The following is a 15,590-nucleotide window of genomic DNA, read 5'->3' on the forward strand; positions in this document are numbered from 1 at the left end:
CGGACGCCGCGACACTACCGGACCGCGCACCCCGCCACGCCGTCGCGTCCACCGGCGCGCGGGGCCACGGTGGGCGCGGGGTCCCCGGGCCAGGCCGGGCCGCGGGTGGCAGTCTGGGCGGGTGACGACGTCGACGCCGGCCGGACTCCTGCTCACCCCGGGCTCGGGAGCGAGCCGCGACCACCGGACCCTGCTCGCCGTCGAGGCGGCGCTGGCTCCGTTCCCCGTGCGCCGGGTCGACTTCCCGGGGCGCGCCGCCGGGCGGCGGGGGCCGGAGCGGGCGCCCGTCGCCGTCGCGCACGTGCGGGCCGAGGCCGACCGCTTCGCCGCCGATCTGGGCGTGGACCCGGGCGCGATCGTGCTGGGCGGACGCTCGTTCGGCGGCCGGATGTGCTCGATGGCGCTCGCGGAGGGGCAGCCGGCCGCCGGCCTGGTGCTCCTGTCCTACCCCCTGCACCCGCCCGGCGCGCCGGAGCGGCTGCGGATCGCGCACCTGCCGCACGTCGGCGTGCCGGTGCTGGCGGTCTCGGGTCTGAAGGACCCGTTCGGCACGCCCGAGGAGCTGGTGCGCCACCTTGCCGCGATCCCCGGGCCGGTGACGACGATCTTCGTCCCCGGGGGGCACTCACCCACCGATGACGCCGCCGTCGCGACGGCGGTCGCCGAGTGGCTGCAGGGCCTCGGGGCGGCGGTCTCGCCCGGAGCGGCGGATCCGCGCGCCGGCGGCGGGTGACGCGACGCCGCGCCGTCCCCGGGCCACGATGAGCCCATGCCCCCCACCACGGCCCTGGGTTCCCTGACCGACGACGCCGTCCGCCTCGCCGAGCGGTGGGTCGCCGCGACCGCCGCCGACCAGACCGCGAGCGAGCGGCGCACGACGGGACGCCTCGCGGGCCTCGTCTCGGACCCGGCGGGCCTCGAGCTGGCGGTCCGCTTCGTCGACCGGGTCGCGCGCCCGCAGGACGTCCGCGTCGCGGCGGCCGAGCTCGCCGGGCTCGCCGACCGGGCCTCGGCGGCCGGCGCGTTCCTCGGGCCGGCGGACCGGGCGCTGCTGGCGGTCGGCGCGCGCGTCGCGCCGGTCCTGCCGCACGTCGTCGTGCCGGCCGCGCGCGCCCGCCTGCGCCAGCTCGTCGGGCACCTCGTCGCCGACGCGGGCCCGGGCCTGCGCCGGCACGTCGCCCGCGCCCGCGCCGAGGGCTTCCGGCTCAACCTCAACCTGCTCGGCGAGGCGGTGCTCGGGGAGGTCGAGGCGCGCTCGCGCCTCGACCGCGTCCGGGCCCTCGTCGAGCGTCCCGACGTGGACTACGTCTCGGTGAAGGTCTCCGCCGTGGCGAGCCAGCTCGCCACCTGGGACACCGCGGGCAGCCGTGACCGGGTCGTCGACCGCCTGCAGCCGCTGTACCGGTCCGCGCACGCGCACGGCACGTTCCTCAACCTCGACATGGAGGAGTACCGGGACCTGCAGCTCACCGTCGCGGTCTTCGAGCGCCTCCTCGCCGACGCGGACCTGAGCTCGATGGCCATGGGCATCGTGCTGCAGGCGTACCTGCCCGACTCCCACGCGGCGCTGGACGAGATCACGGCCCTGGCGGCGCGCCGGGTCGCCGGTGGCGGGGCGCGCGTGAAGGTGCGCCTGGTCAAGGGCGCGAACCTCGCGATGGAGCGGGTCGAGGCCGAGCTGCACGGCTGGCCGCAGGCGCCCTACGGGACCAAGGCCGAGGTCGACGCCTCCTGGGTGCGCCTCCTGGACCGTGCCCTGGACCCCGCACGCACCGGCGCGGTGCGGGTCGGCGCCGCGAGCCACAACCTCTACGGGGTCGCGCTCGCCCACCTCCTGGCGCGCGAGCGGGGCGTCGGCGAGGCGCTGGACGTCGAGATGCTCCAGGGCATGGCGCCCGCCCAGGCCCGTGCCGTGCGCGACGCCGTCGCTCCCGACACCCACGTCCTGCTCTACACGCCGGTGGTGGCCCGGGACGACTTCGACGTGGCGATCTCCTACCTCGTGCGGCGCCTCGAGGAGAACGCGGCGCCGCAGAACTTCCTGCACGACCTCTTCGCCGGCGGCCAGGACGGCGACGCCGCGGGCGTCGAAGGCCAGCGGGACGCGTTCGTCGCCGCCGTCGCCGGCGCCGCGACCGCCGCCACCCTGCCCCGGCGCGTGCCCCGCGGCGAGCCGACGCTCCCGGGTCCGGGCTTCGAGAACGTCCCGGACACGGACCCGGCCGTCGCCGAGGCGCGCGCCTGGGCGGCGGCCCTCCCGGCGCGCGACGTCGACGTGCCGGCCGCCGTGGTCATCCGCACGGAACGCGACGTCGACGACGCCGTGGCGGTCGCCCTCGGCCTGCGCGACTCCTGGGCCACCGCGTCGCCCGAGCGCCGCGCGGCGGTGCTGCGGCGGGCCGCGCTCGAGCTGGAGCGTGCGCGCGGGGACCTCGTCGCCGTGATGACGCAGGAGGCCGGCAAGACCGTCGCCGAGGGTGACCCGGAGGTCAGCGAGGCCGTCGACTTCGCGCGGTACTACGCGGACCGCGCCGAGGCGCTCGCCGACGGTGCGGTCCCCGGCGCGGTGTTCCGGCCGGACGGGCTCACCGTCGTGACCCCGCCGTGGAACTTCCCCGTGGCGATCCCGGTCGGCTCCGCGCTGGCGGCGCTCGCCGCCGGGTCCCCCGTCCTGGCCAAGCCGGCCCCGCAGACGCCGCGCAGCGCGGGCGTGGCCTACGGCGCCGTGCGGCGGGCGCTCGAGGCGGAGGGCTTCGCCCCCGACCTGCTGCAGGTCCTCGACGCGCCCGAGGGCGACGTCGGCCGGCACCTCGTGACGCACCCGGACGTGCGCCGCGTGCTCCTGACGGGGTCGATCGAGACGGCGCGGCTCTTCGCGTCGTGGCGTCCGGACCTGGACGTGCTCGCCGAGACGTCGGGCAAGAACGCGCTCGTCGTGACGCCGTCGGCCGACGTCGACCTGGCGGTCGCGGACGTCGTGCGGTCGGCGTTCGGCCACGCGGGACAGAAGTGCTCGGCGGCCTCGCTCCTGGTGCTGGTGGGGTCGGCGGGCCGCGACGACCGGCTGCGGCGCCAGCTCGCGGATGCCGTGACGTCGCTCCGGGTGGGGCCCGCGTCCGACCTCGGGGTCGCCGTCGGCCCGCTGGTCGAGCCCGCGCAGGGCAGGCTGCTCCGGGCCCTGACGACGCTCGACCCGGGCGAGCGCTGGCTCGTGCGTCCGCGCCGCCTCGACGCCGAGGGCCGGCTCTGGACGCCCGGCGTCAAGCACGGCGTCGCGCGGGGCTCCTTCTTCCACCTCACGGAGGTCTTCGGGCCCGTGCTGGGCGTCATGCGCGTCGAGACCCTCGACGAGGCGATCGCCGTGCAGAACGAGGTGGCCTTCGGGCTCACCGGCGGACTGCACTCGCTCGACGAGCGCGAGATCGAGCACTGGCTCCGGGCCGTGGAGGTCGGCAACGCCTACGTGAACCGGCACATCACCGGGGCGATCGTGCGGCGCCAGCCCTTCGGCGGCTGGAAGGCGAGCGCCGTCGGGCCCGGCGCCAAGGCCGGCGGTCCGGGCTACGTGCCGCAGCTCGGCGCGTGGGCGGACGCCCCCGACGTCCCCCGCGACGACGACGGCTGGCTCGCCTGGGCGCGGGCCGACGACGAGCGCTGCTGGCGGGAGCACTTCGGCGTGGAGCACGACCCGTCGGGGCTCGCCGTCGAGGCGAACGTGCTGCGCTACCGCCCCGTGCCCCACCTGACGGTCCGGGTCGGCGCCGACGCGAGGGAGCGGGACGTGACGCGCGTGCGCGCCGCGGCAGCGCTGGCCGGGGTTCCGGTGACGCTCTCGCGGGCGCCCGGCGAGGCGGACGACGCCTTCGCGGTACGCGTGCGCGACGGGGCCGTCACGGGGCGCGTCCGCCTGGTCGGCACCAGCGCGGGGCTGCGCGAGGCGGTCGCCGCGCGCGTCGGCGAGGTGACCCTCATCGACGCGCCCGTGGTCGCCTCGGGCGAGCGGGAGCTGCGCACCGTCCTGCGGGAGCAGGCGATCAGCCGGACGCGGCACCGCTTCGGGCACCTGCCCGCGGACGGCTGAGCGCGCACACATCACCTGAATGCCCGGTGCGCCGGGCTCAAGCAGGAGCGGTACGCCACCGATACTGCCCATGTGTCCGGATCTGCGCTGACGTGGTCCGTCGTCCTCCAGTGCCTCGTGGCGGGAGTGGTCGTCGGGCTCTGCGCGCTGCACGCGAGCGGCTGGCGCCACGGGCTCCGCCCCGCCGAGGCGCTCTGGACCGTGGTGTGGGCGCTCGCGCTCGCGGCGGTGAGCCTGGTCAACGGCCTGCTGCTCCTCACGGCGGAGCCGGCGCACAGCGCCCTCCTGCTCCTCCGCTTCCTCGCGGTCGCTGCGGCGGTGGTGATCAGCGAGCCGGCCGTCCGCGTCTGCAGCGGCGGTCGTCCGGACGTGCGCCCGGTCGCGGCCATGGCCGCGTGGTACGCGTGCGGTGCCGTGCTCTGGGTCACGACCGACCTCGTCTTCGCCCACCGCTACGTCGACGGCATCCCGGTCTACGGCCCGCTCCGCACCGCGGTGCTGCTCGTGCCCCTGCTGGTGGTGGCGACCACCGTGCTGCGCCGGCTGCGGGGCCGGACCATGACCGCGGTCGGGGCCGTCGTCACCGTCGCCGGGACCGTCTCGACGACCCTGCTCATCGTCTCCGCCGTCCCGCCGCCGAACGAGTCGACGGAGTGGCTCGCCGGGCTGTGGGTCGTCCCGCTCATCGCCGGCCTGATGTTCATGGCCGCCTTCCGCATCGCCGAGGTGCGCCGTGACTGGCTGCGCCGCGCGAGCATGCGCGACGCGCTGAGCGCCGTGACCAACGACGCGTGGCTGCTGCGCACGCCCGAGCAGGCGCTCGAGCGCGCCGTCGCCGCCGCGCGCCGCCTCCTCGACGACGACCGGATCGTGGGGACCATCCGGCCGCTGTCGCGCGACCGGTTCGTCACCGAGCTGTTCGCCGAGGACGGCCGACCCGACGACCCCGTCGACGCCGCCTTCCTGCGTGACCTGGCGCGCGTCGTCTCGAGCGCCGCCGAGCGCCAGGCGATGACCTCGCGCCTCAAGCGCGCCGCCTTCACCGACTCCCTGACCGGGCTCGCGAACCGGCATGCCCTCGACCAGCACCTCGCGATGACGCTCGACCGGGCGAACGTGGAGCGCACGCCCGTCGCCGTCCTGTTCTGCGACCTCGACGGGTTCAAGCTCGCCAACGACCGCCACGGCCACGCCTGGGGCGACGCGCTGCTGGTCCACGCGGCCGAGCACCTCACGGCCGTGCTCAGCGCGGGCACCTTCCTGGCCCGCCACGGCGGCGACGAGTTCGTCGCCGTCCTCGACCGCGCGCCGGACGACGGTGAGCTCCGGGCCCTCGCCCGGCGCGTCCGGGACACGTTCGAGGCGCCCGGTGAGGACGTCGTGCGCACCACGATCACCGTCGGCGTGGCCACCTGGGCACCGGGCGACGTCGTCGACCCCGACGGGCTGCTGCGCGAGGCCGACCTGGCGATGCTCGAGGGCAAGCGCTCGCACGCGGGCGTGGCGCTCTACGACGAGCGCCTGCGGGCCCGCGTCGACGCCCGCGCGACGGCGCGCGACGAGCTCGAGGTCGGCATCAGGGACGGCGAGATCGTCGCGTACTTCCAGCCGCTGAGCGACGCCCTCACCCTCGAGGTCATCGGGCTGGAGGTCCTCGCCCGCTGGCGTCACGACGGCGCCCTGCGCCGTCCCGGCGAGTGGCTGCCCCTCGCCGAGGAGACCGGCCTGATCGTCGAGGTCGGCCGCCAGATGTTCGTCGCCGCGCGGCACGGGATGGAGCAGTTCGACCTGCCCGTCGCGGTCAACGTCGCGGCGCGCCAGCTCGACGAGCCCGACTTCGTCGCTCTCGTCGAGCGGTCCTGGGGCACCGACCGCTGGGACATGCTCACCATCGAGGTCACCGAGAGCGCGCTGCTCTACGACGCCGAGCACGTGCGCGACGCGCTCGCGGTACTCGTCGAGCGCGGCGTCAAGATCGCCCTCGACGACTTCGGCACGGGCTACAACTCGCTGTCACGCCTGGGCGAGCTCCCGATCCACGTGCTCAAGATCGACCAGACGTTCGTGCACGACATCGCCACGAGCGAGGGCGTGGCAGTCCTCAAGGCGATCCTCGGGCTCGCGGAGGCCCACGGCCTCGAGGTCGTCGCCGAGGGGGTCGAGAACGTCGCCGAGCTGACGGCCCTGGTGGACATGGGCGTGCCCGTGGTCCAGGGCAACATGCTCGGCCGGCCGTCCCCCCGGGTCCCCGTACGCGGGCGCCGCCCGTTGTCGGTCGCCCGCCACCCCGCGACGCGGGCCGTGCTCTACGACTTCGTGCCGGTCGGCGGCACCCCGGTCTGAGACGTCGTCAGACCGACAGCGTCGGCTTCAGGTCCACGATCCGGCCCAGGAGCCCGTTGACGAACGACGGCGACTCGTCCGTCGAGAGCCCCCGCGCGAGCTCGACGGCCTCGTCCACCGCGACCGCGTCCGGGACGTCGTCGTTGAAGAGGATCTCCCACGCGCCGAGGCGCAGGATCGCCCGGTCGACGGCCGGCATCCGCTCGATCGTCCAGCCGTGCGAGTACGTCGCGATGAGCTCGTCGATGCGGTCGAGCTGTGACAGGACGCCCTCGACGAGCTCGACGGCGTACTGCGGCAGCGCGCTCTCGTGGCCCGGCTCCGCGATGCGCGTCGCCAGCAGCTCGAGCGGCGGGACGCCCCGCTGGTCCGCCTCGAAGAGGACGTCCAGCGCGCGCTTGCGGGCCTTGCTGCGTGCGGCCAAGTCAGTCGTTCACACGGCCGAGGTAGGACCCGTCGCGGGTGTCCACCTTGACGCGCGTGCCCTGCTCGAGGAACAGCGGGACCTGGATCTCGGCGCCGGTCTCGAGCGTCGCGGGCTTGGTGCCGCCCGTGGACCGGTCGCCCTGCAGGCCGGGCTCCGTGTAGGTGATCTCGAGGACGACCGACGGCGGGAGCTCGACGTACAGCGGGCTGCCGTCGTGCGTCGCGACCATGGCCTGCTGGCTCTCGAGGAGGTAGTTGGCGACGTCGCCGACCGTGGCCTCGGGCACGTTGAGCTGGTCGTAGGTGGACGTGTCCATGAAGACGTAGTCCGTGCCGTCCTTGTACAGGTACTGCATGTCGCGCTTGTCGACGTTGGCCGTCTCGACCTTGGTCCCGGCGTTGAAGGTGCGGTCGACCGTCTTGCCCGAGAGCACGTTCTTGAGCTTGGTGCGCACGAAGGCGCCACCCTTGCCCGGCTTGACGTGCTGGAACTCGATGACGGTCCACAGCTGGCCGTCCAGGTTGAGGACGGTGCCGTTCTTCAGGTCGTTCGTCGTGGCCACAGCAGATCTTCCTGTCAGGTCGGTCGGGGCTCGTGCGACGCCCGGCGACGCGCGCGGAGCAGTCTACCGTCAGCCCGCGAGGACTCGGCGCACCACGGCCCCGACCACGGCGGCCCACAGCATGGACGCGAGGGTCCCGATGACGAAGCGCTCCGAGGTGCCCGGGTGCTCGCGGAGCTCGGGGTACCGGCCCAGGCCCTTGACGGCGATGACGAGCGCGATGCCCGACGGGTAGCCGGCGAGGATCGAGCCCGTGATGGCGAGCCGCTCGAGGATCCCGATCCACGTGCCGCCCCGCAGGGCCGCCTGCGCGTCCGGGCCCACGGGCCCGTCGCCGCCGGGAGTCGAACCGGCCGCGTCCGGGACGTGCTGCGGGAGGGCGCCGGGCGACGCGGGGACGTCCGGGGCCCCGGCGTCGGAGGAGCGCGCCGCCAGAGCGAGGATGCCGGAGGTCAGCGGCCAGCCGCCGGCCGCGCTGACGATCAGCGCGGCGAGGCCGAGCACCAGGGTGAGCCAGTCGTCCACGCGTCTCCTTCGTCGTCAGGGCCATGACGGCCGCGCCGGGTCCCGGGGGTTCCCGCCGCACGGCTCGCCGCGAGGCTACCGGTCGCCCCCGACACGTCCCTCGGCCCGCGCCAGGAGCCGGGCAGCCGCCGCGCGCGCGGCGAGCTCCTCGCCCCACAGGGCCGTCCGCAGCCGCTGACTGACGGCCTGCTGGCTCACGCCCAGCGCGGCGGCGACCTCCTCCTGCGTCGCCCACGGGCGCGCGGCGAGCGCGTCGACGGCCTGCCAGCCCGCGTCCGACCGCCTGTCCCGCACGGCCCCGACGAGCGCCAGGACGGCCTCCGCATCGGCGGCGGCCTCGTCGTCGCGGCCCCGCACGGCGAGCGGCACGGCGCGGGCCCGGCTCTTGGCCGCCTCGACGGCCTCGCGCGCGGCGACGAACGCCGGGCCCTGCGCCGCGCGGACCGAGGCGGGCAGGGGTGTCGCGACCTCACCGGCACCGATGCCGATGCTCCACCGCCCGGTCCGCAGGACGGTCAGCGCGAGGTCGACCACCGCCACGGGGTCGTCGAGCGCACCCTGGACCTCGTCGCCCACGGTCCGGTCGAAGGCGCGCACGATCGAGCGGCGGACCTGGGTCGACCCCTCGGCGAGCGTGTCGAGCATGACGAGGAGCCCGTCGACGCGGTCCCCGACGACGCGGCTGCCGATCTGGTCGATCGTGACGACGAACACGCGACAAGGCTAGGCGCTTGTCCCGTGCGCTACAAGGCGCGGCCTTTGTCAGACGCGCGCGGCGACGGCGAGCAGCGCCAGCCGGTAGGAGTCGAAGCCGAACCCCGCCACCGTGCCGGTCGCGACGCCGCCGACCACGCTCGTGTGCCGGAACTCCTCGCGCGCGTACGGGTTCGACAGGTGCACCTCCACCAGGACCAGCCCGGCGGACGTCACCTGCGCGGCCGCGTCGCGCAGCGCGTAGGAGTAGTGCGTGAAGGCCGCCGGGTTGAGCACCACGTGCGCACGGGTGTCGACGGCCTCGTGCAGCCAGCCGACGATCTCGGCCTCGTCGTCGGTCTGCCGGACGTCCACCTCGAGGCCGGCTCCCGCCGCCCAGCCGGCCGCGTGCTCGGCGAGGTCGGCGAGGGTCGCGGACCCGTACACCTCCGGCTCGCGCACCCCGAGGCGGCCGAGGTTGGGACCGTTGAGGACCAGGACGCGCGTCATGCGCGCAAGGCTAGAGCAGCACCGGCGAGGAGGTCGGCGCCTCGCGGCTGATCTCGGCGTACGCGGCGGCGAGCAGCGCCGGGTCGGGCCCCTCGAGGCGGGTCGGCCGGCCCACGTCCTCGAGCACGACGAAGCGCAGCAGGGCGCCGCGCGACTTCTTGTCCCGGCGCATCGCCGCCAGGAGCCGGTCCCAGCGGTCGCCGCGGTAGGTGGTCGGGAGCCCGAGCGAGGAGAGCACGGCGCGGTGGCGGTCCACGACGTCGTCGTCGAGGCGCCCCGCGAGCCGCGCGAGCTCCGCCGCGAAGACCATGCCGACCGAGACCGCGGCGCCGTGGCGCCAGGCGAAGCGCTCGACCTGCTCGATGGCGTGGCCCAGCGTGTGCCCGTAGTTGAGGATCTCGCGCAGGTCGGCCTCGCGCAGGTCCTCGCCCACGACGCGCGCCTTGACCGCGATGGCGCGCTCGACCAGCTCGCGCAGCCGGCCGGCGGCGGCGTCGTCCAGGGTGGGCGCGACGAGCGCGGCCGGGTCCTGCTCGACGAGCTCGAGGATGCGCTCGTCGGCGATGAAGCCGGCCTTGACGATCTCGGCCAGGCCCGCCGTGCGGTCGTGCACCGGCAGGGACCCGAGCGCGACGAGGTCGCACAGGACGCCGGCGGGCGGGTGGAAGGCGCCGACGAGGTTCTTGCCCTCGGGCGTGTTGATGCCGGTCTTGCCGCCGACGGCGGCGTCGACCATGGCCAGCACCGTGGTGGGGATGTGGACGACCCGGATGCCGCGCAGCCACGTCGCCGCGACGAAACCCGCGAGGTCGGTGGTCGCTCCCCCGCCGAGCCCCACGATCGCGTCGCTGCGCGTGAAGTCGGCCTGGCCGAGCACTCCCCACAGGAAGGCCGCGACCTGCGCGGACTTGGCCTCCTCGGCCTCGGGGACCTCGGCCAGGAACACCTCGAAGCCCTGCGCGCGCAGGTCCTCCTGCACGACCTCGGCCGAGGCCGTGAGCGCGCCCGGGTGGATCACCAGCACGCGGCGCACGCGATCGCCGAGCATCCCGGCGAGCTCGCCGAGCAGGTGGTGGCCGACGACGACGTCGTACGGGTGCTCGCCCGCGACGGTGATCCGCGTGGGGGCGGCGGACGCGGTGGGCTCAGTCACGGGTGGGTCCCTCCAGGGCTGCCGCGATCGTCGCGGCGACGTCCTGCGGCGCGACGTCGTCGGTGAGCACGTGCATCGTCGCGACGCTGCTGTAGACCGGGCGGCGCGCGTCCATGAGTGCCTGCCACTGCGCGCGGGGGTTGCCCAGCAGCAGCGGCCGGGCGCGCTGGAAGCCGACCCGGGGGGCCGCGTGGGCGAGCGAGACGTCGAGGAACACGACGGTGCCGCCCGCGTCGCGGTACGCCCCGAGGGCCTCCTGCGTCGCGGCGTCGAGCACCGCGCCGCCGCCGAGCGCCAGCACGCCGTCGTGCTCGGTGAGCGCGGTGACCACCGCCGCCCGCTCGAGGGCACGGAAGTGCGGCTCGCCCTCGTCGAAGAAGATCGCGCTGATCTCCTTGCCCGCGGTGCGCTCGACGTCCTCGTCGGTGTCCCGCCACGCGACGCCGAGCAGCGCGGCGAGGTGCCGGGCGACCGTGGACTTGCCGGACCCGGGCGGGCCGACGAGCACCGCGCGCGGCCCGGCGGGCACCGCGCTCATCGGAGCAGCTCCGGCAGGGACGCGACGTACGCGGCGTGGTTGCGCGCGACCTCGGCGACGCTGTCCCCGCCGAACTTCTCGACGACGGCGTCGGCCAGGACGAGCGCGACCATCGCCTCCGCGACGACCGCGGCGGGCGGCACGGCGCAGACGTCGGAGCGCTGGTGGATGGCGCGCGCGGTCTCCCCCGTCGCGACGTCGACCGTGTCGAGCGCGCGCGGGACCGTGGAGATCGGCTTCATGGCGGCGCGCACGCGCAGCACCTCGCCGTTGGTCATGCCGCCCTCCAGGCCGCCCGCGCGGTTGCTGCGGCGGCGGATCCGGCCCGTGGCGGGGTCGCGCTCCATCTCGTCGTGCGCCTGCGAGCCGCGGCGCGCGGCGGTGCGGAACCCGTCGCCCACCTCGGCGCCCTTGATGGCCTGGATGCCCATGAGGGCGGCGGCGAGCCGCGCGTCCAGCCGGCGGTCCCAGTGCGTGTAGCTGCCGAGGCCCGTGGGCACGTCGTACGCGAGCACCTCCACGACGCCGCCCAGCGTGTCGCCCGCGCGGTGGCAGTCGTCGATCTCGGCGACCATCGCCGCCGAGGCGGCCGCGTCGAAGCAGCGCACCGGGTCGGCGTCCAGCGCCGCGACGTCGTCCGGCGTGGGCAGCGCGGCGTCGTCGGGAACCGCGACGGGACCGATCTGCACGACGTGCGAGACCAGGCGCACGCCGACGGCCTGCTCGAGGAAGTGCGCGGCGACGACGCCGAGCGCCACGCGCGTCGCGGTCTCCCGCGCCGAGGCCCGCTCGAGCACGGGACGCGCGTCGGTGAACCCGTACTTGCGCATGCCCACGAGGTCGGCGTGCCCGGGCCGGGGGCGGGTGAGCGGCCGGTTGCGGGCGACCTCCCGCTCGTCGCCGGTGCCGGCGTCGACCAGTAGGCGCTCCGGCGGTACGGGGTCGGCGGCCATGACGTCGACCCACTTGGGCCACTCGCTGTTGCCGATCTCGATCGCGAGCGGGCCGCCCTGGGTGACGCCGTGCCGCAGCCCGGCGAGCATCCGGACCTCGTCCTGCTCGAAGGCCATGCGTGCGCCGCGGCCGTAGCCGAGCCGGCGCCGGGCGAGCGCGTCGCGCACGTCCGCGCTCGTGACCTGCACGCCCGCGGGCAGACCCTCGAGGATCCCGACGAGCGCCTGGCCGTGCGACTCACCCGAGGTCAACCAACGCAGCATGGTCCCGATCTTCCCACGCGCCCGGACGCACCTCGGCCCGCGTCCGGGCTGCGGACGCGGGCCGAGGTGCGTGGTGCGGCGCGTGGGGGCGCTCAGCCTCCGGCGACGGGTGAGAAGACGTTCCGGTCGCTGTACGGCAGCGGCGCGGGCGCCGCCTCCTGCCCGTCGGCGGGCGGCACGACCGTCGTCGGGTCGGCGGGCAGGACGTAGGCGAACCCGTCGATGTTGATCTCGAGGTCGCCCCGACCGGTCGCCGGGCGTCCGCCCGACGCCTCCATCTGCTGCTGCGACGTGCTCGTGAACGTCGTGACGAGGTAGAGCCGGGAGGTCCCGGTCTGCACCGCCTCGAGGAACGCGAGGGCCCCGTCATGGGGCCCGACGACGGTCATGGCGATCGGCAGCTGCACGAGGCGGCTCGTGGGCGCGGGCGGGAGGACGTCGGTCGTCGCGGTGCCGTCCTCCGCCGGGGCGTCGGCGACCGACTCCGGTGCGGGCGGCGCGACCGGTGCCGGTTCGAGAACCGTGGTGGGTGTGCCGGGGTTCACCGAGATCAGCGTCACGCCGTGGGCCTCGGCGAGGCTCTGGAGGTCCCGCAGGTAGCCCGAGAGCTCCGCCTCGGCCGGCACCTGCGTCTGCAGGCTCGCCAGCTCGGCGCGGAGGGTGTCGATCTGCTCGAACTGCCCCCGGAGCGTCGTGAGCTGGGCGCGGAGGAGGTCCTGCCGGGCGAGCTCGTCCTCCACGCTCATGCGCGTCTCGTCGGCCTCGTCGAGCTTGGGCTGCGTGACCAGGAACCAGCTTCCCGCGAGGACGAGGACCGCGATGAACGCGGCGCCCAAGATCCAGTTGCGTGCCTTCGACCCCATGTCAGCCGGCCTCCTCTTGCGTCGTGAACCGGCCGGACAGGGCGTCCGTCGTCAGCAGGACCGTCCCGCTGACGACGTAGTAGGTGGCGCCGCTCTCGGCGTCCTGGGTGATGGCGACCGAGCTGAACCACGGGTTCGTCACGCCGGTGACGGCCTCGAGGGCGTCCATCCACCCGGCCGTGTCGGGCACCGTGAGCGAGCGCGCCTCGAAGGACAGCGCGCCGGTCGTCGGCTCCGTCAGGAGCGGGTCGGAGCTCGCGAGCTCGCTGGGCAGCGACGGGCTGTACGAGAGCGTGTCGATGCTGACGCCGGCGGGCGCTGTCGCGGCCACGGCTCCGAGGTAGGGACGCCACAGCACCTCGGCGCCCATGCCCAGCTCCCGGGCCTCGGCGATCTCCTGCGTCTGGTTGAGCACCTGCGGGACCTCGGCGTACTGCGCCTGCTCGGCGAGGAGCGCCTGGCTCTCGTCCTGCGCCAGCGCGAGCTCGGCCTCGGCCTGCTTCGCGGAGAACGCCGCCCAGACGTAGAGGAGGGTCGCGACCAGGAGCGCGACCAGCACGGCGATGAGTGCCCAGCTCTTGATCCGCGAGACCTGGCGGCCGGCGTGGACCTCCGGCGGGAGGAGGTTGACCTGGGGTGCGGCGGGGGCTCCGGGCACGGTCGTGTCCACGACCTCCGGTGCCGGTGCGATGGCGGTCACGCGGCGACTCCGAACGCGAGGCCGACGGGGAGCGCCATGAGCGCCGAGCCGCCGGCGGGGAGGTGGGCGGAGACGTCCGCCCCGACCTTGAGGGTCGCGAGGGGGTCCCCGATCGCGACCGGGAGCCGGCTCGCGGTCGCGAGGTACTGGCCCAGCCCGGGCAGCTGCGCCCCGCCGCCGGTCAGCAGCACGACGTCGATGCCGGCGCCGGGGTTGTTGCCCTGGTAGTAGACGAAGGTGTTGCGGACCGCCTCGACCAGGCCCCGGGTGACCTCGCCGATCGCGGCCGCACCGGACGAGAGCTCCGGGCTCACCGAGAAGCCGACGCCGATCTCCCGCTTGAGGTTCTCGGCCTCGTGCACGGCGACGTGGAGGTGCCCGGCGAGGGCGTCGGTGACGTCCTGGCCGCCCGAGGGCAGGGTCCGCGCGAACCGCGGGACCGAACGCCGGGCGATGATCACGTTCGTGACACGGGCCCCGACGTCCACCATGGCCACGACCTGGTCGGCGAGCTCCCCGCGGGACATCGCGCGCAGCAGCGCGAAGGCGTTGAGGTCGACCATCTGGGGCTTGAGGCCAGCGCTCTCCGCGGCCATGACGTTGACCCTGACGGTGTCGCGCGACGCGGCCACCAGCATGCCCTGGAGCGTGCGGCCGGAGGGTCCCGCGAACTCCCCCGTCGGGTAGTAGTCGAGCAGCGCCTCCTCGACCGGCATCGGGAGGAGCTCCTGGACCTGGAACGGGAGCGACGCGCGGAGCTGGTGCATCGGCAGCCAGGGCAGCTCGAGCTCCCGGACGATCACGCGCGGGTTCCCGACGCCGAGCACGACCTCCTTGGAGGAGAACTTGCCGCGGCGCCACAGCTCCTTCAGCGCGGACGCGACCGTGTGCGGCTCGGCGACCTGCGCGTCCTGGACGGCGCCGGCGGGGAGCGGCTCCTCGGCGTACCGCACGAGGGTGGCGGCGGCGCGACCGCGCGGACCGCTGAGCTCGAGCTCGGCTGCTCGCACCGCCGTCGATCCGATGTCGAGCCCGATCACCCGGGTCTTGGCCATGGAGTGTCCTTCGGTCCGTGAGGTTGCCTGCTGCTGACCTATCGGGACGCCGGGCGGGACCCTTGAGCGTTTCCGCGCGGCGTCTTGCCCGTACCGCGCCGGGGCCTCACAGCAGCAGCTCGAGGTAGGCCGCCCAGAGGGCCTCGCCCCACCCGATGCCGATCGCCGCACCCACGAGCATCCACGGGCCGAACGGGATGCCGGACCTGCGGCCGGCGCGCCCCGCCAGGAGGAGGGCGACGGCGAAGGCGCCGCCGACGAGGAAGGCGGCGAACGCACCGACCGCGAGGGCGCCCCAGCCGAGCCAGCCCAGCGCGAGCCCGAGGACGCCCGCGAGCTTGACGTCGCCGAGTCCCATCCCGCCGGGGTGGGCGACGAAGAGGATGCCGTACAGCAGGAGCAACGCGAGCCCTCCCAGCGCGGCCCGGCCGAGCGCTCCCCAGTCCCCCGTGGCCCACGTGGCGATCGACAGCAGCACGGCCACCACGGGGTACGCGGGCAGCACGATCGCGTCGGGCAGCCGGTGGACGTCGACGTCGATCAGCGCCAGCGCGACCGCGATGGCCGCCAGGTACAGGTACGCGGGGAGAGCGGCGGCGCCCGGCAGGGCGCTGCCGAACCGGACCACCACCAGGACGAACAGGAGCGCCGTGGCCAGCTCGACCAGCGGGTACCGCGCCGAGATCGGGGCGCCGCAGTCCCGGCACCGCCCCCGCAGGAGCAGCCACGACAGGACCGGGACGTTGTCCCGTCGGCGGATCTGGGCCCCGCACGTCGGGCACGCGCTCGGCGGTCGGACCACCGAGTCACCGCGGGGCACCCGCCACACGACGACGTTGAGGAACGAGCCGACGAGCAGGCCGAGGACGCCCGCGCAGACGAGCGCGATCGCCTGGAGCGAGGCGGGGCCCGCCGCGGGCATC

15 protein-coding genes are annotated in these 15,590 nt (G+C 75.4%); 3 read left to right on the forward strand and 12 right to left on the reverse strand.

From position 1 onward, the window contains the following. The first annotated feature begins 121 nt into the window (after positions 1-121). The 3 genes from H2O74_RS08370 (at position 122) to H2O74_RS08380 (ending at position 6,424) form a co-directional block, all read left to right on the forward strand. Positions 122-733 (forward strand): alpha/beta family hydrolase, encoded by a 612-nt coding sequence (locus H2O74_RS08370; protein ID WP_182111175.1) that lies wholly within the window; start codon positions 122-124, stop codon positions 731-733. Positions 734-769: 36 nt separating this feature from the next. Further along, positions 770-4,081 (forward strand): bifunctional proline dehydrogenase/L-glutamate gamma-semialdehyde dehydrogenase, encoded by a 3,312-nt coding sequence (locus tag H2O74_RS08375; RefSeq protein WP_182111176.1) that lies wholly within the window; start codon positions 770-772, stop codon positions 4,079-4,081. 72 nt (positions 4,082-4,153) lie between these two features. Beyond that, the gene (locus H2O74_RS08380) at positions 4,154-6,424 is read left to right on the forward strand and encodes a bifunctional diguanylate cyclase/phosphodiesterase (protein ID WP_182111177.1); all 2,271 of its coding nucleotides are present in this window, start codon (positions 4,154-4,156) and stop codon (positions 6,422-6,424) included. Between the two features lie 7 nt (positions 6,425-6,431). Here the strand turns inward: H2O74_RS08380 and nusB are convergent, their stop codons facing one another. From nusB to H2O74_RS08440, 12 genes are all read right to left on the reverse strand, one after another. Beyond that, the gene (gene nusB, locus H2O74_RS08385) at positions 6,432-6,848 is read right to left on the reverse strand and encodes a transcription antitermination factor NusB (protein WP_182111178.1); all 417 of its coding nucleotides are present in this window, start codon (positions 6,846-6,848) and stop codon (positions 6,432-6,434) included. Between the two features lies 1 nt (position 6,849). Continuing rightward, the gene (efp, locus tag H2O74_RS08390; protein ID WP_182111179.1) at positions 6,850-7,413 is read right to left on the reverse strand and encodes an elongation factor P; all 564 of its coding nucleotides are present in this window, start codon (positions 7,411-7,413) and stop codon (positions 6,850-6,852) included. Between the two features lie 69 nt (positions 7,414-7,482). Continuing rightward, positions 7,483-7,938, reverse strand: coding sequence for a hypothetical protein (locus H2O74_RS08395; protein ID WP_182111180.1), 456 nt, complete (start codon positions 7,936-7,938; stop codon positions 7,483-7,485). 75 nt (positions 7,939-8,013) lie between these two features. Continuing rightward, positions 8,014-8,652, reverse strand: coding sequence for a SatD family protein (locus tag H2O74_RS08400; RefSeq protein WP_182111181.1), 639 nt, complete (start codon positions 8,650-8,652; stop codon positions 8,014-8,016). Positions 8,653-8,700: 48 nt separating this feature from the next. Continuing rightward, positions 8,701-9,141, reverse strand: a complete 441-nt coding sequence (locus tag H2O74_RS08405; protein ID WP_182111182.1) for a type II 3-dehydroquinate dehydratase — start codon at positions 9,139-9,141, stop codon at positions 8,701-8,703. A gap of 10 nt (positions 9,142-9,151) precedes the next feature. Next, complete coding sequence (aroB, locus tag H2O74_RS08410) at positions 9,152-10,294, reverse strand: 3-dehydroquinate synthase (RefSeq protein ID WP_255491515.1); 1,143 nt, start codon at positions 10,292-10,294, stop codon at positions 9,152-9,154. Beyond that, on the reverse strand, positions 10,287-10,832 hold the full coding sequence (locus H2O74_RS08415; RefSeq protein ID WP_182111183.1) for a shikimate kinase: 546 nt from the start codon (positions 10,830-10,832) through the stop codon (positions 10,287-10,289). The genes aroB and H2O74_RS08415 overlap by 8 nt, the downstream gene beginning before the upstream one ends. Beyond that, a complete protein-coding gene (aroC, locus tag H2O74_RS08420; protein ID WP_182111184.1) occupies positions 10,829-12,049 on the reverse strand; it encodes a chorismate synthase in 1,221 nt (406 codons plus the stop codon). The genes H2O74_RS08415 and aroC overlap by 4 nt, the downstream gene beginning before the upstream one ends. Positions 12,050-12,141: 92 nt before the next feature. After that, entirely contained in the window at positions 12,142-12,912 is a 771-nt protein-coding gene (locus H2O74_RS08425) for a hypothetical protein (RefSeq protein ID WP_182111185.1), read from the reverse strand. A 1-nt stretch (position 12,913) separates the two neighbouring features. Beyond that, on the reverse strand, positions 12,914-13,612 hold the full coding sequence (locus H2O74_RS08430; protein ID WP_182111186.1) for a fimbrial assembly protein: 699 nt from the start codon (positions 13,610-13,612) through the stop codon (positions 12,914-12,916). Then, on the reverse strand, positions 13,609-14,667 hold the full coding sequence (gene pilM, locus H2O74_RS08435) for a type IV pilus assembly protein PilM (protein WP_182111187.1): 1,059 nt from the start codon (positions 14,665-14,667) through the stop codon (positions 13,609-13,611). The genes H2O74_RS08430 and pilM overlap by 4 nt, the downstream gene beginning before the upstream one ends. 106 nt (positions 14,668-14,773) lie before the next feature. Continuing rightward, positions 14,774-15,589 (reverse strand): A24 family peptidase, encoded by an 816-nt coding sequence (locus tag H2O74_RS08440; protein WP_182114161.1) that lies wholly within the window; start codon positions 15,587-15,589, stop codon positions 14,774-14,776. Position 15,590: the final 1 nt, after the last annotated feature.

This window comes from Actinotalea sp. JY-7876, assembly GCF_014042015.1.
In the GTDB taxonomy this organism is placed as follows: domain Bacteria; phylum Actinomycetota; class Actinomycetes; order Actinomycetales; family Cellulomonadaceae; genus Actinotalea.

What these genes read in the sequence shown, in the direction of transcription:
- H2O74_RS08425 (WP_182111185.1), bottom strand. Translation starts at nt 12,912, where the DNA reads ATGGGGTCGAAGGCACGCAACTGGATCTTGGGCGCCGCGTTCATCGCG.
- aroC (WP_182111184.1), bottom strand. Translation starts at nt 12,049, where the DNA reads ATGCTGCGTTGGTTGACCTCGGGTGAGTCGCACGGCCAGGCGCTCGTC.
- H2O74_RS08405 (WP_182111182.1), bottom strand. Translation starts at nt 9,141, where the DNA reads ATGACGCGCGTCCTGGTCCTCAACGGTCCCAACCTCGGCCGCCTCGGG.
- H2O74_RS08415 (WP_182111183.1), bottom strand. Translation starts at nt 10,832, where the DNA reads ATGAGCGCGGTGCCCGCCGGGCCGCGCGCGGTGCTCGTCGGCCCGCCC.
- pilM (WP_182111187.1), bottom strand. Translation starts at nt 14,667, where the DNA reads ATGGCCAAGACCCGGGTGATCGGGCTCGACATCGGATCGACGGCGGTG.
- H2O74_RS08440 (WP_182114161.1), bottom strand. Translation starts at nt 15,589, where the DNA reads ATGCCCGCGGCGGGCCCCGCCTCGCTCCAGGCGATCGCGCTCGTCTGC.
- H2O74_RS08375 (WP_182111176.1), top strand. Translation starts at nt 770, where the DNA reads ATGCCCCCCACCACGGCCCTGGGTTCCCTGACCGACGACGCCGTCCGC.